General features: G+C 72.0%; 22 protein-coding genes. 7 read left to right on the top strand and 15 right to left on the bottom strand.

Annotated elements, in window-relative coordinates:
• Positions 1–60 precede the first annotated feature (60 nt).
• The 3 genes from ACZ7LE_RS06635 to ACZ7LE_RS06625 all read right to left on the bottom strand — a co-directional run bounded on the left by ACZ7LE_RS06635 (position 61) and on the right by ACZ7LE_RS06625 (position 3820).
• Complete coding sequence (locus ACZ7LE_RS06635) at positions 61–1143, bottom strand: BMP family lipoprotein (protein ID WP_470402511.1); 1083 nt, start codon at positions 1141–1143, stop codon at positions 61–63.
• 153 nt (positions 1144–1296) lie between these two features.
• Complete coding sequence (locus ACZ7LE_RS06630; protein ID WP_377233618.1) at positions 1297–2526, bottom strand: amidohydrolase; 1230 nt, start codon at positions 2524–2526, stop codon at positions 1297–1299.
• Between the two features lie 160 nt (positions 2527–2686).
• Complete coding sequence (locus tag ACZ7LE_RS06625; protein WP_470402510.1) at positions 2687–3820, bottom strand: mannose-1-phosphate guanylyltransferase; 1134 nt, start codon at positions 3818–3820, stop codon at positions 2687–2689.
• 270 nt (positions 3821–4090) lie between these two features.
• Here ACZ7LE_RS06625 and sdhC point away from each other — a divergent pair, with 270 nt between their 5' ends.
• The 4 genes from sdhC (at position 4091) to ACZ7LE_RS06605 (ending at position 7600) form a co-directional block, all read left to right on the top strand.
• Positions 4091–4474 carry a succinate dehydrogenase, cytochrome b556 subunit gene (gene sdhC, locus ACZ7LE_RS06620; RefSeq protein ID WP_285102742.1) on the top strand — a complete coding sequence of 128 codons (384 nt, stop codon included), beginning with the start codon at positions 4091–4093 and terminating at the stop codon, positions 4472–4474.
• On the top strand, positions 4474–4938 hold the full coding sequence (locus ACZ7LE_RS06615; RefSeq protein ID WP_377228863.1) for a succinate dehydrogenase hydrophobic membrane anchor subunit: 465 nt from the start codon (positions 4474–4476) through the stop codon (positions 4936–4938). Before sdhC ends, ACZ7LE_RS06615 begins: the two co-directional genes overlap by 1 nt.
• 68 nt (positions 4939–5006) lie before the next feature.
• Positions 5007–6839, top strand: a complete 1833-nt coding sequence (sdhA, locus tag ACZ7LE_RS06610) for a succinate dehydrogenase flavoprotein subunit (RefSeq protein ID WP_397392583.1) — start codon at positions 5007–5009, stop codon at positions 6837–6839.
• The gene (locus ACZ7LE_RS06605) at positions 6839–7600 is read left to right on the top strand and encodes a succinate dehydrogenase iron-sulfur subunit (RefSeq protein WP_470402509.1); all 762 of its coding nucleotides are present in this window, start codon (positions 6839–6841) and stop codon (positions 7598–7600) included. The genes sdhA and ACZ7LE_RS06605 overlap by 1 nt, the downstream gene beginning before the upstream one ends.
• An 83-nt stretch (positions 7601–7683) precedes the next feature.
• Here the strand turns inward: ACZ7LE_RS06605 and ACZ7LE_RS06600 are convergent, their stop codons facing one another.
• Genes ACZ7LE_RS06600 through sigE form a run of 7 tightly spaced genes read right to left on the bottom strand, consistent with a single transcriptional unit; the run spans position 7684 to position 13723 of the window.
• Complete coding sequence (locus ACZ7LE_RS06600) at positions 7684–8625, bottom strand: YihY/virulence factor BrkB family protein (RefSeq protein ID WP_470402508.1); 942 nt, start codon at positions 8623–8625, stop codon at positions 7684–7686.
• Between the two features lie 10 nt (positions 8626–8635).
• Positions 8636–9175 carry a 2'-5' RNA ligase family protein gene (locus ACZ7LE_RS06595; protein ID WP_470402507.1) on the bottom strand — a complete coding sequence of 180 codons (540 nt, stop codon included), beginning with the start codon at positions 9173–9175 and terminating at the stop codon, positions 8636–8638.
• On the bottom strand, positions 9172–10245 hold the full coding sequence (gene trpS / locus ACZ7LE_RS06590) for a tryptophan--tRNA ligase (protein WP_470402506.1): 1074 nt from the start codon (positions 10243–10245) through the stop codon (positions 9172–9174). The genes ACZ7LE_RS06595 and trpS overlap by 4 nt, the downstream gene beginning before the upstream one ends.
• Positions 10246–10285: 40 nt before the next feature.
• The gene (locus ACZ7LE_RS06585) at positions 10286–10672 is read right to left on the bottom strand and encodes a twin-arginine translocase TatA/TatE family subunit (protein WP_470402505.1); all 387 of its coding nucleotides are present in this window, start codon (positions 10670–10672) and stop codon (positions 10286–10288) included.
• Positions 10673–10728: 56 nt separating this feature from the next.
• The gene (locus tag ACZ7LE_RS06580; protein ID WP_470402504.1) at positions 10729–12186 is read right to left on the bottom strand and encodes a S1C family serine protease; all 1458 of its coding nucleotides are present in this window, start codon (positions 12184–12186) and stop codon (positions 10729–10731) included.
• Positions 12183–13121, bottom strand: a complete 939-nt coding sequence (locus tag ACZ7LE_RS06575; protein WP_470402503.1) for a zf-HC2 domain-containing protein — start codon at positions 13119–13121, stop codon at positions 12183–12185. The genes ACZ7LE_RS06580 and ACZ7LE_RS06575 overlap by 4 nt, the downstream gene beginning before the upstream one ends.
• On the bottom strand, positions 13118–13723 hold the full coding sequence (gene sigE / locus ACZ7LE_RS06570) for an RNA polymerase sigma factor SigE (protein WP_470402502.1): 606 nt from the start codon (positions 13721–13723) through the stop codon (positions 13118–13120). Before sigE ends, ACZ7LE_RS06575 begins: the two co-directional genes overlap by 4 nt.
• 175 nt (positions 13724–13898) lie before the next feature.
• Between sigE and ACZ7LE_RS06565 the strand changes: the two genes are divergently transcribed.
• Entirely contained in the window at positions 13899–14471 is a 573-nt protein-coding gene (locus tag ACZ7LE_RS06565) for an O-methyltransferase (protein WP_470402501.1), read from the top strand.
• Between the two features lie 63 nt (positions 14472–14534).
• On the opposite strand, the gene ACZ7LE_RS06560 is transcribed toward ACZ7LE_RS06565, so the two are convergent.
• The 4 genes from ACZ7LE_RS06560 to dapE form a co-directional block, all read right to left on the bottom strand.
• On the bottom strand, positions 14535–14702 hold the full coding sequence (locus tag ACZ7LE_RS06560) for a DUF3117 domain-containing protein (protein WP_084467633.1): 168 nt from the start codon (positions 14700–14702) through the stop codon (positions 14535–14537).
• A gap of 170 nt (positions 14703–14872) precedes the next feature.
• A complete protein-coding gene (folP, locus tag ACZ7LE_RS06555) occupies positions 14873–15820 on the bottom strand; it encodes a dihydropteroate synthase (RefSeq protein ID WP_470402500.1) in 948 nt (315 codons plus the stop codon).
• Positions 15821–16672: an LOG family protein gene (locus tag ACZ7LE_RS06550; RefSeq protein ID WP_470402499.1), complete on the bottom strand. Its 852-nt coding sequence runs from the start codon at positions 16670–16672 to the stop codon at positions 15821–15823.
• 9 nt (positions 16673–16681) lie between these two features.
• On the bottom strand, positions 16682–17833 hold the full coding sequence (gene dapE / locus ACZ7LE_RS06545; RefSeq protein ID WP_470402498.1) for a succinyl-diaminopimelate desuccinylase: 1152 nt from the start codon (positions 17831–17833) through the stop codon (positions 16682–16684).
• Between the two features lie 42 nt (positions 17834–17875).
• On the opposite strand from dapE, the gene dapD reads away from it, so the two are divergent.
• On the top strand, positions 17876–18823 hold the full coding sequence (gene dapD / locus ACZ7LE_RS06540) for a 2,3,4,5-tetrahydropyridine-2,6-dicarboxylate N-succinyltransferase (protein ID WP_397392557.1): 948 nt from the start codon (positions 17876–17878) through the stop codon (positions 18821–18823).
• Between the two features lie 89 nt (positions 18824–18912).
• Positions 18913–19881 carry a hypothetical protein gene (locus ACZ7LE_RS06535; RefSeq protein WP_470402497.1) on the top strand — a complete coding sequence of 323 codons (969 nt, stop codon included), beginning with the start codon at positions 18913–18915 and terminating at the stop codon, positions 19879–19881.
• Positions 19882–19946: 65 nt separating this feature from the next.
• On the opposite strand, the gene ACZ7LE_RS06530 is transcribed toward ACZ7LE_RS06535, so the two are convergent.
• Positions 19947–21764: an ABC transporter ATP-binding protein gene (locus tag ACZ7LE_RS06530; RefSeq protein WP_470402496.1), complete on the bottom strand. Its 1818-nt coding sequence runs from the start codon at positions 21762–21764 to the stop codon at positions 19947–19949.
• Positions 21765–21766 lie beyond the last annotated feature (2 nt).

Below are 21766 nucleotides of genomic sequence, written 5' to 3'. Positions count from 1 at the left end.
CCATCTTGCGTCAAGTCTCGACCGTCGACCGATCAGCCGTCCACGGCCATGACCCGCGGGTCACTTGGCGAGGTAGGACTCCACCGCGACGTCACCGGCGATGATCGACTCCTTGAGGGCCTGGACCTCTTCCCAGAGGGCCGGGTCCACCTTGTCCTCGAAGTTGTGCAGCGGGGCGAGGTCCACGCCGCCGTTCTCGAGGGTGCCCACGTACGGCGTCGGGTCGAACTCGCCGTTGCCCGACGCGACCACGGCCTCCTGCGTGGAGACGTCCATACCCTTGAGGATGGAGGTGAGGACCAGGTCCTGGGTGGTCGGGTCCGACTCGAAGAAGTCGGCGTCGACGCCGATGAGGGCGACGTCCTCACCCGAGTCGGCGATGGCGTCCATGGCCGACTGGTAGATCGGGCCACCGACGGGCAGGATCACGTCGACGCCCTGGTCGAGGACGTTCTGCGCGGTCTGCTTCGCCGCCGGGTCGGCCGCAAAGCCGCCCGTGAACGAGCCCTTCTTGCCGTCCCAGCCGACGAGCTCGACGTTCTCGCCCTTGGTCTCGTTGTAGTAGTCGACGCCCTGCTTGAAGCCGTCCATGAAGATGGTCACCGTCGGGAAGTCCATGCCGCCGAACGTGCCGACCTTGCCGGCCTCCGAGTAACCCGCGGCGAGGTAGCCCGCGAGGAACGCGGCCTGCGCCGTGTCGTACAACAGCGGCTTGATGTTCTCGGCGTCCGCCTTGCCGTCGAAGTCGGCGTCCGCCGCGTCGTCGACGAGGATGTAGTCGATGTCCGGGTTCTCGGTCGCCGACTCCACCGTGGTCGCCGACAGGGCGAAGCCGACGGTCACGATCGCGTTGCAGCCCTCGGCCACGAGGGACTCGACGTTGCCCTTGTAGTCGCTCTCGGAGGTCGACTGGACGTCGACGAGCTCGGTGCCGAGCTCCTCGGCCGCCGCGGTGGCGCCCTCGAAGCTGAGCTGGTTGAAGCTCTTGTCGTCGAACCCGCCGGCGTCCGAGACGATGCAGGGCTTGAAGTCACTGCCGGCGGCGGACTCGCCGCCGGTGGACTCCTCCGGGGCGGCGCCGCACGCCGAGAGCGCGAGCGCCGTTGCTCCCGCCAGGGCGGTGAGCCAGACAGCCTTCTTCACTGGTGCTCCTTCGATGATCCTGAGGGCGATGTCCAGACGGGTCTGGAGCCCTATACCGCACCGAGGGTAGCCAGCGCATCTGGCATTTCGCGTTTCGAGACGGTAACCGGAGTAAGTCGTTACCGAAGCGTCATCGACAGCAACACTTCTCGCTCAGGAGGCAGCGAACTGGGCGAGTGTCCTTACGCCGACGCCGATCGCCCGCTCGTCCACGACCAGGTCCCCCTGGTGCAGGTCGTAGGTGCGGCCGCCCGGCGTCCGCACGCCGAGCCGCGCCATCGTGCCCGGGACCTTGCGCAGGTACCAGGCGAAGTCCTCGCCGCCCATGGACTGCTCGGTGAGCTGCACGGCGTCGGGCCCGACGGCGTCCCGGATCGCCGCCTCGAGGTCGCCTGTGGCCTCCGCCTCGTTCTCGACGGGCGGCACGCCGTGCGTCACCGTCACCGAGATGTCCACCTGGTACGGGGCAACGACCTGCTCCACGGCCTCGCGGACCAGCTCGCCGGCCTTCTCCCAGGCGCGGACGTCGAGGCAGCGCAGCGTGCCCTTCAGGATGCCGGTCGAGGGGATCGCGTTCGGCGTCGAGCCTGCCTGGACCGCGCCCCACGTGAGGTTCACGCCCGAGCGGGGGTCCAGCCGCCGGCCGAGCACGGCGGGCGTCTGCGTGATGACCTGGCCGAGCGCGAAGACGACGTCGCCGGTGAGGTGTGGGCGCGAGGTGTGGCCGCCGGGCGACGAGATGGTCACCATGACGGAGTCGCTCGCCGACGTGATGGGGCCGATGCGGGTACCCACGTGGCCGACGTCGAACTTCGGGTCGCAGTGCAGCGCGGCCATGCGGTCCACGCCGTCGAGCTCGGAGGTCTTGTTGATGATGTCCTCCGCGCCACCCGGGAAGACCTCCTCGGCGGGCTGGAAGAAGAGCCGGACGCCACGGCGCAGCCGTCCCTCCTCCTGGAGACGGGCGAGCACGAGACCGGCGCCGAGCACCACGGTGGTGTGCACGTCGTGCCCGCAGGCGTGGGCCACGCCCGGCCGGGTCGAGGCGAACTCCACGCCGCTCGTCTCGTGCAGCGGGAGCGCGTCGAGGTCGGCACGCAGGCCCACCCGGCCCTCGCCGTCCGGCCCGTGGTCAGGACCGATGTCGCAGACCAGGCCGGAGCCCGTCGGCAGCGGGCGCGGGTCCAGCCCGGCGGCCCGCAGTCGCTCGACCAGCAGCGCGGAGGTGCGGATCTCCTGGCGCGACAGCTCGGGGTGTCGGTGCACGTCGCGGCGGAACGCGACCAGCTCCGCGTCGAACCCGTCGGCCAGCTCGCCCACCCGGGCCGCCAGACCTGCGACGACGTCCGTCGCGTTGCCCCCGGGCACGTCCCCGACCGGCATCTGATCGTGCGAAACGATCTGATCGAAGTCGGCAATACTGACGGGCTGCTGGGTCGGGTTCACGCACTCACGGTAGCGCCGTCCGCCTCGCGAGACACGGCAACGGGCGATGCGTCCCACCATGCGGACAACTGTGAGACATCAGGGAAAGATCCTTGATTCAGAGCAGATCCTCCCTGCCCCGTTCGCGCACCGCGGCGACCACGTCCTTGACCTGTTGCGCACGTGCGCGCGTGGTCACCAGGAGCGCGTCGGGCGTGTCGACGACGACGACGTCGTCCAGCCCCAGCACCGTCACCAGCCGGCCGGACGCCGGGACCACCACGGAGCCGGCGCTCTCGATGCGCAGCACGTCGCCGGGGTCACCGAGCACCTTGGCGCCGCGGTCGTCGTCGGACGGCAGCAGCACGGCCAGCGAGTTGTAGTCCCCGACGTCGTCCCACCCGAAGGTCCCGGGCACGACGGCGACGCCGCCGGCCTCGGCGACCGGCTCGGCCACCGCGTGGTCGATCGCGATCTTCTCCAGGCCCGGCCACACCTCCGCGAGCACGGCCGCGCGGCGCGGGGTGTCCCACGCGTCGGCGACGGTCCGCAGGCCGTCGTGCAGCGCGGGCCGCTGCTCGGCGAGGTGCCCCAGCAGCACGGACGTGCGCGAGACGAACATGCCCGCGTTCCAGCGGTACTCGCCCGAGGCGAGGTAGGCGCGCGCGGTGGCGGCGTCCGGCTTCTCGGTGAACCCGCGCACGTGCAGCGTGTGCGGCGCGCCCTCGACGCCGAGCGGCTCCCCCGAGCGCACGTACCCGAAGGCGGTCGACGGCCGCGACGCGGCGATCCCCACGGTCGTGACGTAGCCCGCGCGCGCGGCGGCCACGGCCTCCCGGACCGCCAGCTCGAACGCACGCGTCCCGTGGATCACGTGGTCGGCGGCGAACGAGCCGACCACCACGTCGCCGTGCCGCTTCTCCAGGACGGCCGCCGCCAGCCCGATCGCCGCCATCGACTCGCGCGGCGACGGCTCGGCGAGCACCACGTCGTCCGACAGGCCGGGAAGCTGCGCGCGGCAGGCCGCGACGTGCTGCTCCCCGGTGACCAGGACGACGCCGTCGGGCCCCGCCAGCGGGCGCAGCCGGCGCTCGGTGGCCTGGAGCAGGGACTGGCCCGATCCCACGAGGTCGTGCAGGAACTTGGGCTCCCCGCCGCGCGACAGCGGCCAGAGCCGGGTGCCGGACCCACCGGCGGGTACCACTGCGAAGAAGTCGTCGATCGGGGACGATAGGGCGGCGGCCGAAGTCATGCCCCGCAGGATGTCAGCCGGACAGTGTCCCCGCAGCCAAAACTCGCCGAAATCCGGGCGAACCCTGGCTGATACCAGGGGCGGGTCCGGGCAGCAACGCACGAGCAACCTGACGGGTGCCCGAAGCCACGACATCTCCCCTGTGGGATCAGTCACAAATGCCGTGTCTTGATGCCCGCGAGGGCTGCCGGGCGGCGATCGAGGCGAACCTTTGTCATTACAGTGGGGACCAGCCACCCCCCAGCCGGACAGCCATAGGAGGCTCCCGAAGTGCCCACCGCACCAGCAGGCACGTTGTACCGCGGCCGCGAAGGCATGTGGTCGTGGGTCGCGCACCGCGTGACCGGCGTGCTGATCTTCTTCTTCTTGCTCGTGCACGTGCTCGACACAGCCCTGGTGCGCGTGTCCCCCGAGGCGTACAACGCCGCGATCGGCACGTACCAGACCCCGATCATGGGGCTCGGCGAGGCCGGGCTCGTGGCAGCGATCGTCTTCCACGCCTTCAACGGCATCCGCATCATCCTGGTGGACTTCTGGGCCAAGGGCCCCAAGTACCAGAAGGTCATGCTGTGGGTCGTCGTCGGCCTGTTCGTCGTGACGATGGCGGGCTTCCTGCCGCGCCACCTCATCAACGTCTTCACCGGGGGTCACTGATGGCACACGGAACCGCTGCGGTGGCCAAGATCGACTCCCCCCGCTCCCCGTACGTGCGTCGCAAGACGACGCGCGGCAACTACGAGCTGTACTCCTGGGTCTTCATGCGCGCGTCCGGCGTGGTGCTGATCGTCCTGATCTTCGGCCACCTGTTCGTGAACCTGATGGTCGGCGACGGCGTGCACGCCATCGACTTCGGCTTCGTGGCCGGCAAGTGGGCGAGCCCGCTGTGGCAGGTCTGGGACCTCCTCATGCTGTGGCTCGCGATGATCCACGGCACCAACGGCGTGCGCACCATCATCAACGACTACGCGACGCGGGACCTGACGCGCGGCATCCTCAAGGGCCTGCTGCTCCTGGCGTTCACCGTCGTGGTCGTGCTCGGCACCCTCGTGATCTTCACGTTCGACCCGTGCCCGCCGGACGCTCCCGCGGAGCTGCTCGCCTCCTTCTGCACGGCCTAGCGCTCCCGCACGACCGGCACACCCCCAGCCCCACACTCCGAACCTCATAGCAGGAGGCATCGAGCCCGATGCAGACCCATCAGTACGACGTCGTGATCGTCGGCGCCGGCGGCGCAGGAATGCGCGCCGCCCTCGAGTCGTCGAAGGAGGCCCGCACCGCGGTGATCTCCAAGCTGTACCCCACCCGCTCCCACACGGGCGCCGCCCAGGGCGGCATGGCCGCGGCCCTCGCCAACGTCGAGGACGACAACTGGGAATGGCACACCTTCGACACCGTCAAGGGCGGCGACTACCTCGTCGACCAGGACGCGGCCGAGATCCTCGCGAAGGAAGCCATCGAGTCGGTCCTCGACCTGGAGCGGATGGGCCTCCCGTTCAACCGCACCCCCGAGGGCAAGATCGACCAGCGCCGGTTCGGCGGGCACACGCGTGACCACGGCCAGTCCGCCGTGCGCCGCGCGTGCTACGCCGCCGACCGCACCGGCCACATGATCCTCCAGACGCTCTACCAGAACTGCGTCAAGCAGGACGTCGAGTTCTTCAACGAGTTCTACGTGCTGGACCTCATCACCGACCACGACCTCACCACCGAGGAGATCGCGGACGGCGAGGAGGTCAACGCCACCGGCGTGGTCGCCTACGACCTGGCCACCGGCGAGATCCACGTGTTCCAGGCCAAGGCGATCATCTTCGCCACGGGCGGCGCCGGGAAGATCTTCAAGACCACCTCGAACGCCCACACCCTGACCGGTGACGGCATGGCGCTGGCGTACCGCCGCGGCCTGCCGCTGGAGGACATGGAGTTCTTCCAGTTCCACCCGACAGGCCTGGCTGGCCTGGGCATCCTCCTGTCGGAGGCGGCCCGCGGCGAGGGCGGCATCCTGCGCAACTCCGAGGGCGAGCGCTTCATGGAGCGCTACGCCCCCACCATCAAGGACCTCGCACCCCGCGACATCGTGGCCCGGTCCATGGCGAACGAGGTCCGTGAGGGCCGCGGCGCCGGTCCGAACAAGGACTACGTGCTGCTCGACCTGACGCACCTGGAGCCGGCGCACATCGACGCCAAGCTCCCGGACATCACCGAGTTCGCGCGCACCTACCTCGGCATCGAGCCTTACACCGAGCCCGTCCCGGTGTACCCCACGGCGCACTACGCCATGGGCGGCGTACCGACCAACATCCAGGGCGAGGTGCTCCGCGACGGCGTCAACGTGGTCAAGGGCCTCTACGCCGCCGGTGAGGTCGCCTGCGTGTCCGTGCACGGCTCCAACCGCCTCGGCACCAACTCGCTGCTCGACATCAACGTGTTCGGCAAGCGCTCCGGCCGTGCGGCCGCCGCGTACGCCAAGACGGCGACGTTCCACGACCTCCCCGAGGACCCGACGGTCCGCGTGGTCGAGCAGCTCGACGAGATGCGCAACCGGCCCGACGGCGAGCGCGTGGCGGACATCCGCAAGGCGCTGCAGGACACCATGGACCTCAACGCCCAGGTGTTCCGCACGGGCGACTCGCTGAACGCGGCCCTGGCCGACATCCGCGAGCTGCAGAAGCGCTACCGCAACGCGTCCGTCCAGGACAAGGGCAAGCTTTTCAACACCGACCTGCTGGAGGCGATCGAGCTGGGCTTCCTGCTCGACATCGCCGAGGTCACCGTGGTCGCGGCGATCAACCGCAAGGAGTCGCGCGGCGGTCACTACCGCGAGGACTTCCCGAACCGCGACGACGCCAACTACATGCTGCACACCATGGCCTACCGGCGCCCCACCGCGGCGTCCGACCAGGCTGAGGGTCACGTCGAGGGCTACTTCGACCACGTCGAGGAGTTCGACGGCTACAAGGTCGTCCTGGGCTCCAAGCCCGTCGTCCAGACCCGGTACGAGCCGATGGAGCGTAAGTACTGATGACTGCCACACTCGAAGCCGCCGCACCCACCCCCGCCGCCGGCGAGATCCCCTCGTTCACCGTCACGCTGCGCATCCGGCGGTTCAACCCCGAGGTGTCCGACGAGGCCACCTGGCAGGACTTCACCGTCGAGGCGCACGGCACCGACCGCATCCTCGACGCCCTGCACAAGATCAAGTGGGACGAGGACGGCTCGCTCACGTTCCGCCGCTCCTGCGCCCACGGGGTGTGCGGTTCGGACGCGATGCGGATCAACGGCCGTAACCGCCTGGCCTGCAAGACGCTCCTGAAGGACGTCAACCCGGACAAGCCGATCACGGTCGAGCCCATCAAGGGCCTGCCGGTCGTCAAGGACCTCGTGGTCGACATGGAGCCGTTCTTCGCCTCCTACCGCGAGATCATGCCGTTCCTCATCACCTCCGGGAACGAGCCCTCCAAGGAGCGCTACCAGTCCCCCGAGGACCGCGCGAAGTTCGACGACACCACCAAGTGCATCCTGTGCGCCGCGTGCACGTCGTCCTGCCCGGTGTTCTGGACGGACGGCCAGTACTTCGGCCCGGCCGCGATCGTGAACGCGCACCGCTTCATCTTCGACAGCCGTGACGAGGGTGGCACGCAGCGCCTGGAGATCCTCAACGACAAGGAGGGCGTGTGGCGCTGCCGCACGACCTTCAACTGCACCGAGGCGTGCCCCCGCGGCATCGAGGTGACGAAGGCGATCCAGGAGGTCAAGCGCGCGATGATCACTCGGGCATTCTGAGCCCTCGCGTTGCTTCCGCCGCGGGCGGAAGGTAGTGGCGGCCGGCCTCGCTCACGCGCCCCAGGGGGCGCTCCGCTACGGCTTTACGGCCGGCCGCCACTACCTTCCGCCCGCGGCTCTTCTGTGCCCGAGCCGTCCGCATTCCCTCGCCCGGCGGGAAGGTCGGGGTCGGCCATCCAGGCGCAGGCCATGAGCAGGACCCTCGCCAGGAGGTTGACCAGGACCAGGATGGTCACCACCACCGCGAACGACGCCAGCAGGGCGTTGCGGGCGGCGGCGTTCGAGATCACCTCGGTGCCGAGGTAGCGCAGCGCGCCGGCGACGACGCCGACCGCGAGCGAGCCGAGCAGCAGGTCCCGCCAGGCGGGCCGCACGCCGCCCACGTACCGGACCACGGCGGCCACGACCACCGCGTCCAGCGCCAGGGTCACCAGGGCCCCGCCGACGCGTACCGCGAGGGACACCGCGCCCCCGTCCAGGCCCAGGCTCTCCAGCGTCCAGGGCACCGCCGCCGAGACGGCCACGCTGGCCGCCGCCGTGACGAGGACGCCGACGCCGAGCAGCACGAACCCGAGGAGCTGCCGCAGGCGGTCGGTCACCGGGTTGCCGTGCCCGTCGATCTCCCCGAACATCGCGCGCACCGACGTGCGCAGCGCGCCCATGAAGTTCGTGGCGGACCACAGCAGCACCAGCGCCGCCACGGCCGAGGTCCAGCTCAGGCCGGTGGAGATCACGAGATCGTTCGGCGACAGCACCCCGCCGCTGCCGGTGTCGACCAGCCCCGGGATCCACGTGTCGATCTGGTCCAGCACCGCGACCCGCAGGTCGGCGTCGCCGCCGAGCACCCGCACGAACACGGTGTAGCCGATCGCGAGGGCCGCGAACAGGGAGAACAGGGCGGCGTAGGCCATGCCCCCGCTGAGCACGGCGCCGTTCGCCGTGTTGAACCGGGTCAGTGCCCGGCCGGGACGGGTCGCCTCCCAGCGCGCCCAGAGCGCCTGCCCCCACTCGATCAGCCGCCTCATCGCGACGAGACTAGACGCCGAGGGGGAACGCCGCCTGTGGTCGCCAGATCCCGTCGTCACCGTGCTCGTACTGGTAGAACCGGTCGACGTCGAAGTCCGCGGAGTAGTCCGCCATCGCGTCGAACGCCTTGTCGAGGTCGGCGTCCGGCACCTCGTGCGCGATGGTCACGTGCGGGTGGTAGTTGAACCGCAGCTCACCGTCCAGGATCCCCGAGCGCACGCTCGCCTCGAGCCGCTCGCACTCGGAGATGCCCTGCGCCAGCGCCACGAACACCACCGGCGAGATGGGCCGGAAGGTGGCCGTGCCGCGCAGCCGCACGGTGAACGGCGGCGCGGCCGCGGCCACCGCCGCCAGGTGCTCCCGCGCCTCGGCGAGCCGCCCGGCGTCGAGCAGCGTGGGTCCCAGCAGCGTGATGTGCGGAGGGATGAAGTTCGCGAGCGGGTCGTCGGCAGCCACCCGCGCCGCGCTGAGCTGCGCGGCGTAGGGCTCCGGGATCTCGATCGCGATCCCGATGCGGACCTGGCCCGGTCCGCGCTCGGGGAGGTTCACCGTTCGCCTCGCGCGGGCAGCAGCCCGAACCGTTCGTACATCCGGTCCAGCACCGGGCGGGCGATCGCGCGGGCCCGGTCGGCGCCGTCGGCCAGCACCTTGTCGAGCTGCGCGGGGTCCGCGAGGTACGTGTTCGCCCGGTCCTGGAACGGCTCGAGGAACGCGACGACGGCGTCGGCCAGGTCCACCTTGAGGTAGCCGTAGCCGCGGCCGTCGTACTCCTTGGCGATCGCGTCGATGTCGCGGCCGGTCACGGCCGAGAAGATCGTCAGCAGGTTCGAGATGCCCGGCTTCTCCGCCGGGTCGAAGCGCACGCCGTAGGACTCGTCGGCGTCGGTCACGGCCGACTTGATGGCCTTGACCGCCTTCTTCGGGTCCTCCAGCAGCCATACGACGCCCTTGCCGCCCGTGCTGGACTTGCTCATCTTGGCGCTGGGGTCCTGCAGGTCCTGGATCTTCGCCACGGCCTTGACGATGTGCGCGTCCGGCACGACGGCGGTACCCGCGCCGAAGCGGGTGTTCAGCCGCTCCGCGAGGTCGCGGGTGAGCTCCAGGTGCTGGCGCTGGTCCTCGCCCACGGGGACCAGGCCGGCGTCGTACAGCAGGATGTCGGCCGCCATCAGCACGGGGTAGGTGAAGAGCCCGACCGTGGTGCCCTCGCTGCCCTGCTTCGCGGACTTGTCCTTGAACTGCGTCATGCGCCCGGCCTCGCCGAACCCGGTCTGGCAGCTCAGCAGCCACGCCAGCTCGGCGTGTGCCGCCACGTGCGACTGCACGAAGAGGATGGACCGCTCCGGGTCGATGCCGCCGGCCAGGTACTGCGCCGCGGTGCGGCGGGTGCGCTCGCGCAGCAGCGCCGGGTCGGGGTTGACCGTCAGCGCGTGCAGGTCGACGACGCAGTAGAGCGCGTCGTAGGAGTCCTGCAGCGCGATCCACTGGGACAGGGCACCGATGTAGTTGCCCAGGTGGAGCGAGCCGTCGGTCGGCTGCATCCCGGAGAAGATGCGCTTCCGGGTGGGGTGGTCGGCCACGGCAGCGGTGTCCGGCGCGGTCGGGGTGTGGGACGACATGGCCAACATTCTGGCAGGTCCATGCGCGCTCACCGAATCCTCAGGTCGCTTCGTCGTCGTACGGCGCCTTCCCGGGTTCCGCGGCCGGTCCGGCCGACGTCGCTGACATGCCGTTGCGGGCCGCCACCCCGTCCGCGGCCCGCGCGGCGGCGGACCGGGTGTAGTCGGACGGGCTGTCGTCCATGAGCGCGTCCCGCACGATCCTGCGCGGGTCGTACTGGCGCGGGTCGAGCTTGGACCAGTCGACGTCGCTGAACTCCGGCCCGAGCTCGTCGTCGACGCGGGCCTTGGCGTTCTGGAGCAGGTCGCGGCCGCGGCGCACCATCGCGCCGAGCTGTTCCGCGTAGGTGGGCAGCCGCTCCGGGCCGATGACGAGCATCGCGATCACGACGATGATCACGAACTCCCAGCCGTTGATACCGAACACGGGTCAGAGCCTACTCGCGTCGCGGGACGGCCCGGAGAACGCCGGATGAATCCCGTTCACTGGCCGCTCGACCGCTCTTCGAGCACCACGCGGACCTCGCGCTCGTCGTTCCCGGAGCGCACCTGGAGCGTCACCGGGTCGCCGGGCGCCTTGGCGCGGATCGCGACGATGAGCTCGTCGGCCACGGACACCGGCCGGCCGTCGACCGCGAGGATCACGTCGCCGGGCTTGATGCCCGCCTGGTCGGCGGGGCCGTCCGGCGTCACCGCGGGCGTGCCCTGCTGGGCCTCCTGCGACACCTGGACGCCCTCGCCCTGGTAGCTGGGGTCCAGCAGCACGCCGATGATCGGGAACGTCGCGGAGCCGGTCTCGATGAGCTGCTCCGCCGTGTGCCGTGCCTGGTTGGACGGGATGGCGAAACCGAGGCCGATGTTGCCGGTGGCCGTGGTGGTGCCCGGCCCCTGCGCGATCGCGGAGTTGATGCCGATCACCTCGCCCGCCGAGTTGACGAGCGGGCCGCCGGAGTTGCCCGGGTTGATCGCGGCGTCCGTCTGGATGGCGTCGATGAACGCCGCCTCCGCGGACTCCCCCGCCTTGACCGGGCGGTGCAGCGCGCTGACGATGCCGGTGGTCACCGTGGCCTCCAGGCCCAGCGGCGAGCCGACGGCGAGGACCGAGTCGCCGACCACGACGTCGTCGGAGTCGCCCAGCACGAGCGGCTCCAGCCCCGTCTCGTCGACCTTGATGACGGCGAGGTCGTAGTCCGGCGTGGCGCCCACCAGCTCGGCGGGCTGCTCGTGGCCGTCCGAGAAGGTGACCGTCACGTCCGCCCCCGAGGCCGCCTCGGCGACCACGTGGTTGTTGGTGAGGATGTAGCCCTCGGACTTGAGGATCATGCCCGACCCGGTGGCCACGCCCTGCTGGGCGCGCACCTCGATCGACACCACGCTCGGCAGCGCGGCCGCGGCGATCGCGGCCACCGAGCCCTCCGGGCGGTCCACGTGGGTGGTGCCCGCGGCGGGCTGGGGCAGCGCGGCGTCGGCCGGGCGCGCCGTCCCGCGGGCGTCCAGGAGCGCGTAGGCGCCGACGCCGCCGCCGGCACCGGCGAGCAGGCCCAGCAGCACGACGGCGGACACCGCGCCGGCGCCGAGCCGGCTCCGGCGCGACCGGGGCGGCTGCGCCGTGCCGTACGGGGCGGTCCCCGCGTGGGACGCGTGCTCGGAGCCCTCGTGCGCGTCCTGCCCGGCGCCGGACGGCGCGGGGATCGTGGTCAGGTAGCCCGTCGTCGGGAGCTGCTGGGTCGGCTGAGCCTGCGTCGGCGGGACCGGCGGGACCGGCTGGGCCGGGGCGTGCTGCGCCGGGAGCTGCTCCGTCGGGCGTCCGGCGGCCGGCTGCTCTGCCGGCGTCCCCGCGGGCGCGGGTTCGGGCGTGCTCCCCGCGGCCGGCGTCGGCTCGTTCGCGGGGGGCACTGCTGCGCGCGGTGTAGGAGGCGCGAACGGGTTCTCGTCGGTCATGGGCTTTCGATGGCTCCTGTCACGGTGTGCCACCCGCGGGCGATGCGGGGCAGGACCCCGGCATCGTAGCCATGCTCACCGAACGACGCCACGAGCTCGGTCAGTACCTCTTCCGGCGCGTCGGCGACGACGTCGACCACCATGTCGTCGGACTGCCACGCCACGTGCGCGGGCTCCGTGGCGAGCACCTGGACGCCGCCGACCGTCGTACCGCCCTGGGCGAGCTGCCCGGCGCGCTCGCGCACCACGGCGTGCCCCGAGGGCCCGGTGAGGTCGATCTCCAGCGTCTGACCCTGCTCGCCCACCAGGCGCATCGCTGAGACCGTGTAACCGTCGGGCAGGTCGGCGGGCGCCACCCAGCCGTTGTCCGCGGCCCAGTCGAGCGCGGCGGGCGTGACCTGGCCGGGGTCCACGTCGAGCTCCGCGAGCACGTCCTGGCCGGCCGCCGCGGCGTCCGGCCCCGTCCGGCCGAGCATCGTCATGCTGGTCTGCGCGGAGAGCTGCGGGGACACCACGGGCACGTCGCCGAGCGTGAAGAGGGCGAGGCCCAGCACACCGGCGCCGCCGACGCCGAGCGCGGTGATCCGGGCGGTCCTGCGGCGGCGGGCCGGGCGGTCGATCCGCCCGTCGAAGTCGCCGAACCCCGAGGCCTGCCACACCGGCGCGGCGAGCGGGTCCGGACCCAGGAACGGCCGGCGCAGCGGGTCCTCGTCCGTGGACGGGATGCTGGCCTGGAGCGCCATGAGGCGGGCGGTGAGGGCCGGGTCGGGCACCACGTCGGCGGCCGACGAGAGCGCCCGCCGGGCGGCGCGCGCCGTGTCGAGCTCGCGGGCGCACAGGCGGCACATCGTCACGTGGGAGAGCGCGCGCTCCGTCTCCGCGGGCGAGAGCTGCCCGTCGGCCAGCGCGCTGACCAGGTCACCGAGGTGGCTCATCGCACGCCCCCGCGCGTCGGCGCGAGGTGCTCCAGCGCGTCGCGGAGCTGGGCGCGGGCGCGGTGGATCCGGGAGCGCACGGTGCCGAGCTTGACGCCCAGGGTCACGGCGATCTCCTCGTAGCTCAGGCCCTCGATGTCGCACAGCACCACGGCCGCGCGGTACTCGGGGCGCAGGGCGTCGAGCGCGCGCTGCACGTCCTGGTCGAGGTTGGCGTGCTCGTACCCGCGCTCCGGCCGGCCGAAGTCGCCGGTGTCGGCGACGTGGCCGTCGTCGTCACCCATCGCCTCCATGCGGATGCGCTTCTTGCGGCGCGCCTGGTCCAGGAACAGGTTGGTGGTGATGCGGTGCAGCCAGCCCTCGAACGTGCCCGGCGTGTAGCTCGACAGCGAACGGAACACCCGGATGAAGGTCTCCTGCGTCAGGTCCTCGGCGTCCTGCTTGTTGCCGGTCAGACGATAGGCGAGCCGGTAGACGCGCGCGGAGTGCTCGCGCACGATCTCTTCCCAGGTAGGCGGCTGCCAGGGCAGGTCTGCCGCGCCGGCCCCGGAGGGTACCGACGCGGTCGCGTCTGCTGCTGGGTGAGTGCTCACAGAAGTCATCGTCCTCTCAACGTACGTCAAAGCCCAGGCGTTCCCACGGGCTGTACCCTGACGCCGCACGTGATGTACACAACTGCCCGGTTCAGCGGAGGAAGCCATCAGCACAGCGGAGCCGTCAGGCCACGGCAGGGTCGCGGCCTGGGTCTACAGCGAGGCCTTCGTCCCCGAGGACGAGGTGCTGCTGCGCGCCCGCGAACGCGCCGCGGAGCTGGGCTGCACCGCCGTGCTGCCCGGGGTCGGGGCGGTGCTCCGGGTGCTCGCGGCCGCCACGAACGCGCACGCCGTGGTGGAGGTCGGCACCGGGGCCGGGGTGGCCGCGCTCTGGCTGCTGCGGGGCATGCCGCAGGACGGCCAGCTCACCACCATCGACCGGGAGGTGGAGCACCAGCGCGCCGCGCGGGCGGCGTTCGTGGAGGACGGCGTGGCCCCGCACCGCACCCGCATCATCCCCGGGCGGCCCGGGGACGTGCTGCCCCGGCTGGCGGACGGCGCCTACGACCTGGTGCTCGTGGCGAGCGACCCGCTGGCGTACCCCGAGTACGTCGACGAGGCCCTGCGACTGCTGCGCCCGGGCGGCGTGCTCGCCGTCGACAGCGCCCTGCTGCGGGACCGGGTGGCGGACCCCGCACGCCGCGACGAGCTCACCACCGTGGTGCGCGAGGTGGGCCGGACGCTGCGGAACGACGAGCGGGTGCTGCCCGCCATGCTGCCGAGCGGGGACGGGCTGCTGCTGGCCGTCCGCCGCTGACCCGCCGAGAGGCCGGTTCTCGCGACGGACGGCCGCCGAAAGACTGGAGACCGGGTCGGCCGGTCAGCCGACGACGGTCTGGAGAGCGTCTCCGAGCTCGCTGGCCTCGGTCGCGTTGAGCTCGACGACGAGCCGACCGCCGCCCTCGAGCGGCACACGCATGACAATGCCGCGCCCCTCCTTGGTGACCTCGAGCGGTCCGTCACCCGTTCGCGGCTTCATCGCAGCCATGTGTGGCTCTCCCATTCCGTTGTCCGGTGTGTAGCAGCATTCATGTCTCCGGCGAACGCCGAGGGCACAGACCCATTCTAGTTCAAATGACGCCCCTTACTTTCCACTCGCCCATTCGTCGGCCGTTCACCCGACCGGGTGCCCGGAAGGGAGTCGAATCGTGCGTGGGCTCAGGCAAGACCCCTCAGGGCGGCGGCCGGTGGCGCCTCGTCGCGCAGGGCCGCCACGAGGTCGAGCACGCGGCGCGTCGCGGCCACGTCGTGGGCCCGGAAGACCCGCGCGCCGAGCCACGCGGCCACCGCCGTCGCGGCCAGCGTGCCCTCCAGGCGCTCCTCGGGCGGCAGGTCGAGCGTCTCCCCCACGAAGTCCTTGCGGGAGAGCGCCATGAGCAGGGGGAAACCGAGTCCGGCGAGCGCCTCGGTGCGGCGCAGGAGATGCAGCGAGTGCCACGTGTTCTTGCCGAAGTCGTGGGTCGGGTCCACGAGCACGGACTCGCGCGGCACGCCGCACGCGACGGCCCGCTCCGCGGCGGCCCGCAGGGTCGCCACGACGTCGGCCACGAGCCCGTCGCGGCCGTCCCGCTCCCCCGTGTCGGGGTATTCCACGCGGTACGGGTCGGTGCGCGGCACGGCACCGCCGGTGTGCGAGCAGACGACGCCGACGCCGGCGGCGCCCGCCACCTCCACGAGGCCGGGGTCGTGCCCGGCCCAGGTGTCGTTGATCAGGTCCGCGCCGGCGTCGATCGCGGCGCGGGCCACCCCCGCGCGCCACGTGTCGACCGACACCAGCAGGTCGGGCACGGCACGGCGCACGGCCGCCACGAACGGCACGACGCGCCGGATCTCCTCGGCCTCGTCGACGGGGGCGCCGTTGCCCGCCCGCACGCCGCCGACGTCGAGGATCTCGGCGCCGTCGGCCCAGGCGCGCTCCGCGGCGGCCAGCGCCGCGGCGTCGTCGGGCAGCCGGGCGGGCGCGTAGAACGAGTCGGTGGTGCGGTTGAGCACCGCCATCACGACCGGGCGCACCTCGCGGCCGGCCCGCCCCACGTCGCGCCCGCGCAGCACCAGCCGCTCGGACGGCGGCGGGACCACACCGGCCGCCGTCTCCGGGCGGTCCACCTAGGAGTTGCCCACGACGACGTCGTGCCGGCCCGCGACAGACGCCTGCTCGGTGGCGCGCTCGGCGGCCACCGCCGCCTGCAGGGCTGCCTGCTCCGCCGCGATCTGGTGGGCCCGGTCGACCACGTGCCGCACCGCGTCGGCCGGGTCGTCGGTCAGATGGATGATGTCGAGATCGGCGGCGCTGATGACACCGTGCTCGAGCGCCGTCGTCCGGACCCACTCCAGGAGCCCGCCCCAGTACTTCTTTCCCACCAGGACGATCGGGAACTGGGTGACCTTGTGCGTCTGCACCAGGGTGACGGCCTCGAAGAGCTCGTCGAAGGTGCCGAAACCGCCCGGCATGACGATGAATCCCTGTGCGTACTTCAGGAACATCGTCTTTCGCGCGAAGAAGTAGCGGAAGTTGATTCCGAGATTTACGTACTCGTTCACACCCTGCTCGAAGGGCAGCTCGATACCGAGGCCCACGGACGTGCCGCCCGCCTCGGCGGCGCCCTTGTTCGCGGCCTCCATGATGCCGGGCCCGCCACCCGTGATCACGGCGTAGCCGGCCTCGACGAGCAGCCGGCCCACGGTCTCACCGGCGGCGTAGTCCGCGTGCCCCGGCTTGGTGCGGGCCGAGCCGAACACCGAGACGGCCTGGCCGAGCTCGGCCAGCGCGCCGAACCCCTCGACGAACTCGCTCTGGATGCGCAGCACCCGCCACGGGTCGGAGTGCAACCAGTCGGTGTCCTGGTCGGAGGCCAGGAGGCGCTGATCCGTCGTGGTACGCGGAATCTGGTTCCCGCGCAGGAGCACCGGCCCACGGCGATAGCCGCGGCCGGACTGTGGAATGCCGTCGTCGCTCATGCGTCCAAACTAGTCGTCCAGGAGCCAGGCTCGCAGCGCGTCGCGGCACTGCGCGAGCTGCGCGACCGGCAGGTGCTCGTCGTCCTTGTGCGCGAGCAGCGGGTCGCCGGGCCCGAAGTTCACCGCGGGCACCCCCAGCTCCGAGAACCGGGCGACGTCGGTCCACCCGTACTTGGGGGCCGGGGCGCCACCCGTCGTGGCCAGCACCGACTTCACGAACTGCGCCGCCAGCGGGTCGTCGAGACCCGGGCGGGCGCCGCCGGCGGCGTCCGTCACGAGGACCTCGAAACCGTCGAAGACCTCCCGCAGGTGGGCCTCCGCCTCCGCGACGGACCGCGAGGGGGCGAACCTGTAGTTCACCTCCACCGTGCACGCGTCAGGGATCACGTTGCCCGCGATGCCGCCCTCGATCCGCACGGCGTTGAGGCCCTCGCGATAGACCAGCCCGTCCACCTCGACCTCGCGCGGCTCGTAGGCCGCCAGCCGGGTCAGCACGGGCGCGACCGCGTGGATCGCGTTCTCGCCCGTCCAGGCCCGCGCCGAGTGCGCGGCGACGCCGTGCGTGCGCACCTCGACGCGCATCGTGCCGTTGCAGCCGCCCTCGATCCCCGCGTTCGAGGGCTCCCCCAGGATCGCGAAGTCGCCCCGCAGCAGCTCGGGGTGGTTGCGCGCCAGCCGGCCCAGGCCGTTCAGCGCGGAGTCCACCTCCTCGTGGTCGTAGAAGATCCACGTCAGGTCGTGGGCGGGGGCGGTGCCGGGCGCCCCGAGCTCGGCCGCCAGCGCGAGGGCCACGGCGACGCCGCCCAGCATGTCGACGGTGCCGCGGCCCCAGAGGACGGCGTCCGACCCGCCGTCGGGGCCCGTACCGTCGGCCCCCTCGACCAGGCGCGTCGGCAGGTTGTCCGCGATCGGCACCGTGTCGATGTGCCCGGCCACGACCACACGCCGGTCGCGGCCGAGGTGCGTCCGGGCCACCAGGGCGTCGCCGTCGCGCAGCACCTCCAGGTGCGGGCAGTCGCGCAGGACCGCCTCGATCGCGTCGGCGAGGGCCTTCTCGTCGCCGCTGACGGACGGGATGTCGCAGAGGATCCGGGTGAGGGCGACGAGGTCGGCCCCCGCACCGGACGGGTCGAGCAGGGCAGGGTCGATCGCGGTGTCCACAGGGCAAGCCTATGGGCTCCCCGTGGCCGTTAGGCTGGACGCATGACGACCGCATGGGGCTTCGGCCTTGCCACGATCGCCGACGACGGCACCACCCTCGACACCTGGTACCCGGCGCCCGCCCTCGGCGACGCGCCCGCCGGCGCCACGCCGCCCGAGTCGCTCGCCGCGGCCGCCGGCACCGACGACGTGCGACGGGTCCGGCTGGAGGTCGTGACCACGCAGATCGACCTCGCCGACCCGCCCAAGAGTGTCTCCGACGCGTACCTGCGGCTCCACCTGCTGTCCGCCCGCCTGGTCCGCCCGCACGGGCTCAACATGGACGGGATCTTCGGGGCCCTGACGAACGTGGTCTGGACCAGCGCCGGCCCGTGCGCCGTGGACGGCTTCGAGGAGACCCGCCTGCGCCTGCGGGCCCGCGGCCACGTCACCGTCTTCGGCGTCGACAAGTTCCCCCGCATGGTCGACTACCTCGTGCCGTCGGGCGTCCGGATCGCCGACGCCGACCGCGTCCGCCTCGGCGCGTACCTCGCGCCCGGCACGACCGTGATGCACGAGGGCTTCGTCAACTTCAACGCGGGCACGCTCGGCACGTCCATGGTCGAGGGCCGCATCTCCGCGGGCGTCACGGTCGGCGACGGGTCCGACGTCGGCGGCGGCGCGTCGATCATGGGCACCCTGTCCGGCGGCGGCAAGCAGGTCGTGTCGCTCGGCGAGCGCTGCCTGCTGGGCGCCAACGCGGGCCTCGGCATCCCCCTCGGCGACGACTGCGTGGTCGAGGCCGGCCTGTACCTCACGGCGGGCACCAAGGTGACGGTGCTCGGCGCGGCGGCCGACCCGTACGGCGACGGCACCGCCCCGGTCAAGGCGCGCGACCTCGCGGGCCGGAGCAACCTGCTGTTCCGGCGCAACTCGACCACGGGCGCCGTCGAGGTGCTCGACCGGACCGGCGTCGGCATCGAGCTCAACGAGGTGCTGCACGCCAACTGAGGCACCCGTCCCCGTTTTGCACCATCCCTGACCAGGCGGATTACAATTCGTGGCCCTCCTGATACCGCCCCGGACGACAGGGAGCTCGCATGGCCCTCCTGGCTGAGACCGGTTCGTCGGTCCCGCCACCCGCAGACGGCCCCACGCCGCCGCGGTCGGTCGGTCGCGCCCTGAAGTACGTCGTGGCGGTCGGGGCGGTGTGCGTGGTCGCGACGGTGGGCGTCGTCGTGGGTCTGAACCGCCTCGCGGGCTCCGGTCCCGTCACCGAGCGCTGCACGGCGGTGCTGGAGGACGCGAACTGGTACCTCTCGCCCGACCAGGCGGACAACGCGGCGCTCGTCGCCGGCACCGCGGTGGCCCGCGGCCTGCCCGCCCGGGCGGCCACGATCGGCCTGGCCACGGCGCTGCAGGAGTCCAAGCTCATCAACATCGACTACGGCGACCGCGACTCCGTGGGGCTGTTCCAGCAGCGGCCGTCCCAGGGCTGGGGCACCGTCGACGAGATCCTCGACCCGGCCTACTCGACCAACGCCTTCTACGACGTGCTCATCGAGGTCGAGGGGTACGAGGACATGGAGGTGACGGACGCCGCGCAGACGGTGCAGCGCTCCGCCTACCCCGACGCGTACGCCCAGCACGAGACGCGGTCGCGCGCCTGGGCCTCCGCCCTCACGGGCAACTCCCCCGCCGCCCTGTCCTGCGAGCTCGCCCCGGTGGCCGACGGGGACCAGATCGCCCCCGAGGCCGCCCGCGACGTCGTGGCGGGCCGCCTGGGCCGGGACCTCGGGCTCGCACCCGCGACCGGTGCGGCGGACCCCAACCGGCAGGACCCGGCATCGGCGACCGTGACGGTGGACGCGGCGCCGCTGACGCCCGACGACCCGGTGCGCGGCGCCTGGGCCACCGCCCAGTGGGCCGTCGCGACGGCGCAGGCCACGCAGGCGGTCGAGGTGCACGTGGACGACCAGGTGTGGCTGCGCGACGAGGCAGCCTGGAGCGAGGCCGAGACGCGGCTGAACCCCGGCGAGGTCCGCATCACGGTGGACGCCGCGGAGTAGCCGGAACGTGTCAGACCCTCAGGTCACCGGGGTGATCCGAGGGTCTGACACGTCAACCGGGCGGGTCAGTTCCCGCCGTCGGCCATGAAGCCGCCCAGGCCGGAGGGATTGCCACCCTCGTCCTGCTTCGGACGGGGCCGCTCGTAGTCGTCCTCGATGTGCAGCTCCGCGACGTCGTCGCCGAGCTTGTTCAGCAGCGCGTGGCGCGCCTCGCGACGGCGCCGCTGCTCCAGCGGCTCCGGCACGGGGGCGGCCGCGATGAGCCGCTGCGTGTACTCCTCGCGGGGGTGGTGCAGCACCTCCTCGCGCGGGCCCTGCTCCACGATCCGGCCGTTCTGCAGCACCACCACGCGGTGGGCCAGCAGGTCGATCACCGCGAGGTCGTGGCTCACGAAGAGGCAGGCGAACTTGTACCGCTCCTGGAGCGCCGTGAACATCTTGAGCACGTTGGCCTGCACGGACACGTCCAGGGCCGACGTCGGCTCGTCGGCGACCAGCAGCTCGGGGTCGAGCGTGAGCGCACGGGCGATGCTCACGCGCTGGCGCTGACCGCCGGAGAGCTCGTGCGGGTACCGGTTGAAGACGCTGCGCGGCAGCTCGACGGCGTCGAGCAGCTCCAGCACGCGACGCCGGCGCGACTTGTCGTCACCCTCCTTGTGCACCACGAGCGGCTCGGCGATCACGTCGCCGATCGGCAGGCGCGGGTTGAGCGACGACGCCGGGTCCTGGAACACGACGCCGATGCGCTTGCGCAGGGCCTTGAGCTCCTTGCCGCGCAGCTTGCCGAAGTCGGACCCGAGGATCGACACCGAGCCGGAGGCCGCGGGGATGAGCCCCAGCGCGCACTTGGCGATGGTGGACTTGCCGGAACCCGACTCGCCCACCAGGCCCACGATCTCGCCCTGCGCCACGGCCAGCGACACGTCGTCGACGGCCCGGAAGGTGGGCTTGCCCAACCGGTGGTACTCGATGACGAGGTTGCCGAGGTCGAGCGCCGGCAGGTCCTCGGGCGCCGCCTCGACCGGGGCGACGTCGCCGAACTGGCCCGGCCCGGAGCCCAGGTGGGGCACGGCGGCCAGCAGGCGCTTGGTGTACTCGTGCCGCGGGTGGTTGAGCACCTGGTCGGCGGTGCCTGTCTCCACGAGGTCGCCCTTGAGCATGACGGCGACGCGGTCGGCCATGTCCGCGACGACACCCATGTTGTGGGTGATCAGCAGGATGCCGGTGTTCAGCTTGTCCTTGAGCGAGCGCAGCAGGTCGAGGATGTCGGCCTGCACGGTCACGTCGAGAGCCGTGGTGGGCTCGTCGGCGATGATCACCTTGGGGTCGCACGCGATGGCCATGGCGATGACCACGCGCTGGCGCTGACCGCCGGAGAGCTCGTGCGGATACTGCTTGAGCCGGCGCTCGGGCTCGGGGATGCCGACCATGGCGAGCAGCTCGGCCGCCCGCGCCATGGCCTGCTTGCCGAACGCGATGCCGTGCAGCTGCAGGCCCTCGGTGAGCTGGTCGCCGATCGTGAGCACGGGGTTCAGCGCGGTCATGGGCTCCTGGAAGACCATGGCCACGTCGTTGCCGCGCATGTTGCGCAGGCCCCGGCCGTCCAGCCCGCCCACGACCTTGTCGCCCACGCGGATGGTGCCGCCGACGCGCGCGTTGCGGGGCAGCAGGCCGAGCGCCGTCATCGAGGTGACGGACTTGCCCGAGCCGGACTCACCCACGAGCGCGACGACCTCACCGGGCCGGACCTCCAGGTCGATGCCCTTGACGGCGTGCACGTCGCCGAACTCGGTCTTGAACGTGACGTTGAGGTCCTCGAAGGAGAGGACGGCGTCGCCGGTCGCCGAGGCGGAACCCGGCGCGCTGATGTCGAGAGTCGTCATCT

It is taken from the genome of Promicromonospora sp. NPDC110617, from assembly GCF_055598465.1.
The sequence above is the reverse complement of the archived record's forward strand: the minus strand, read 5'-3'. Positions and strand labels throughout refer to the sequence as shown.

What these genes read in the sequence shown, in the direction of transcription:
- dapD (WP_397392557.1), top strand. Translation starts at nt 17,876, where the DNA reads ATGACGACCGCATGGGGCTTCGGCCTTGCCACGATCGCCGACGACGGC.
- ACZ7LE_RS06615 (WP_377228863.1), top strand. Translation starts at nt 4,474, where the DNA reads ATGGCACACGGAACCGCTGCGGTGGCCAAGATCGACTCCCCCCGCTCC.
- trpS (WP_470402506.1), bottom strand. Translation starts at nt 10,245, where the DNA reads ATGTCGTCCCACACCCCGACCGCGCCGGACACCGCTGCCGTGGCCGAC.
- ACZ7LE_RS06580 (WP_470402504.1), bottom strand. Translation starts at nt 12,186, where the DNA reads ATGACCGACGAGAACCCGTTCGCGCCTCCTACACCGCGCGCAGCAGTG.
- ACZ7LE_RS06535 (WP_470402497.1), top strand. Translation starts at nt 18,913, where the DNA reads ATGGCCCTCCTGGCTGAGACCGGTTCGTCGGTCCCGCCACCCGCAGAC.
- ACZ7LE_RS06560 (WP_084467633.1), bottom strand. Translation starts at nt 14,702, where the DNA reads ATGGCTGCGATGAAGCCGCGAACGGGTGACGGACCGCTCGAGGTCACC.
- ACZ7LE_RS06600 (WP_470402508.1), bottom strand. Translation starts at nt 8,625, where the DNA reads ATGAGGCGGCTGATCGAGTGGGGGCAGGCGCTCTGGGCGCGCTGGGAG.
- ACZ7LE_RS06530 (WP_470402496.1), bottom strand. Translation starts at nt 21,764, where the DNA reads ATGACGACTCTCGACATCAGCGCGCCGGGTTCCGCCTCGGCGACCGGC.
- ACZ7LE_RS06630 (WP_377233618.1), bottom strand. Translation starts at nt 2,526, where the DNA reads ATGCCGGTCGGGGACGTGCCCGGGGGCAACGCGACGGACGTCGTCGCA.
- ACZ7LE_RS06575 (WP_470402503.1), bottom strand. Translation starts at nt 13,121, where the DNA reads ATGAGCCACCTCGGTGACCTGGTCAGCGCGCTGGCCGACGGGCAGCTC.
- ACZ7LE_RS06625 (WP_470402510.1), bottom strand. Translation starts at nt 3,820, where the DNA reads ATGACTTCGGCCGCCGCCCTATCGTCCCCGATCGACGACTTCTTCGCA.
- sigE (WP_470402502.1), bottom strand. Translation starts at nt 13,723, where the DNA reads ATGACTTCTGTGAGCACTCACCCAGCAGCAGACGCGACCGCGTCGGTA.
- ACZ7LE_RS06605 (WP_470402509.1), top strand. Translation starts at nt 6,839, where the DNA reads ATGACTGCCACACTCGAAGCCGCCGCACCCACCCCCGCCGCCGGCGAG.
- sdhA (WP_397392583.1), top strand. Translation starts at nt 5,007, where the DNA reads ATGCAGACCCATCAGTACGACGTCGTGATCGTCGGCGCCGGCGGCGCA.
- ACZ7LE_RS06550 (WP_470402499.1), bottom strand. Translation starts at nt 16,672, where the DNA reads ATGAGCGACGACGGCATTCCACAGTCCGGCCGCGGCTATCGCCGTGGG.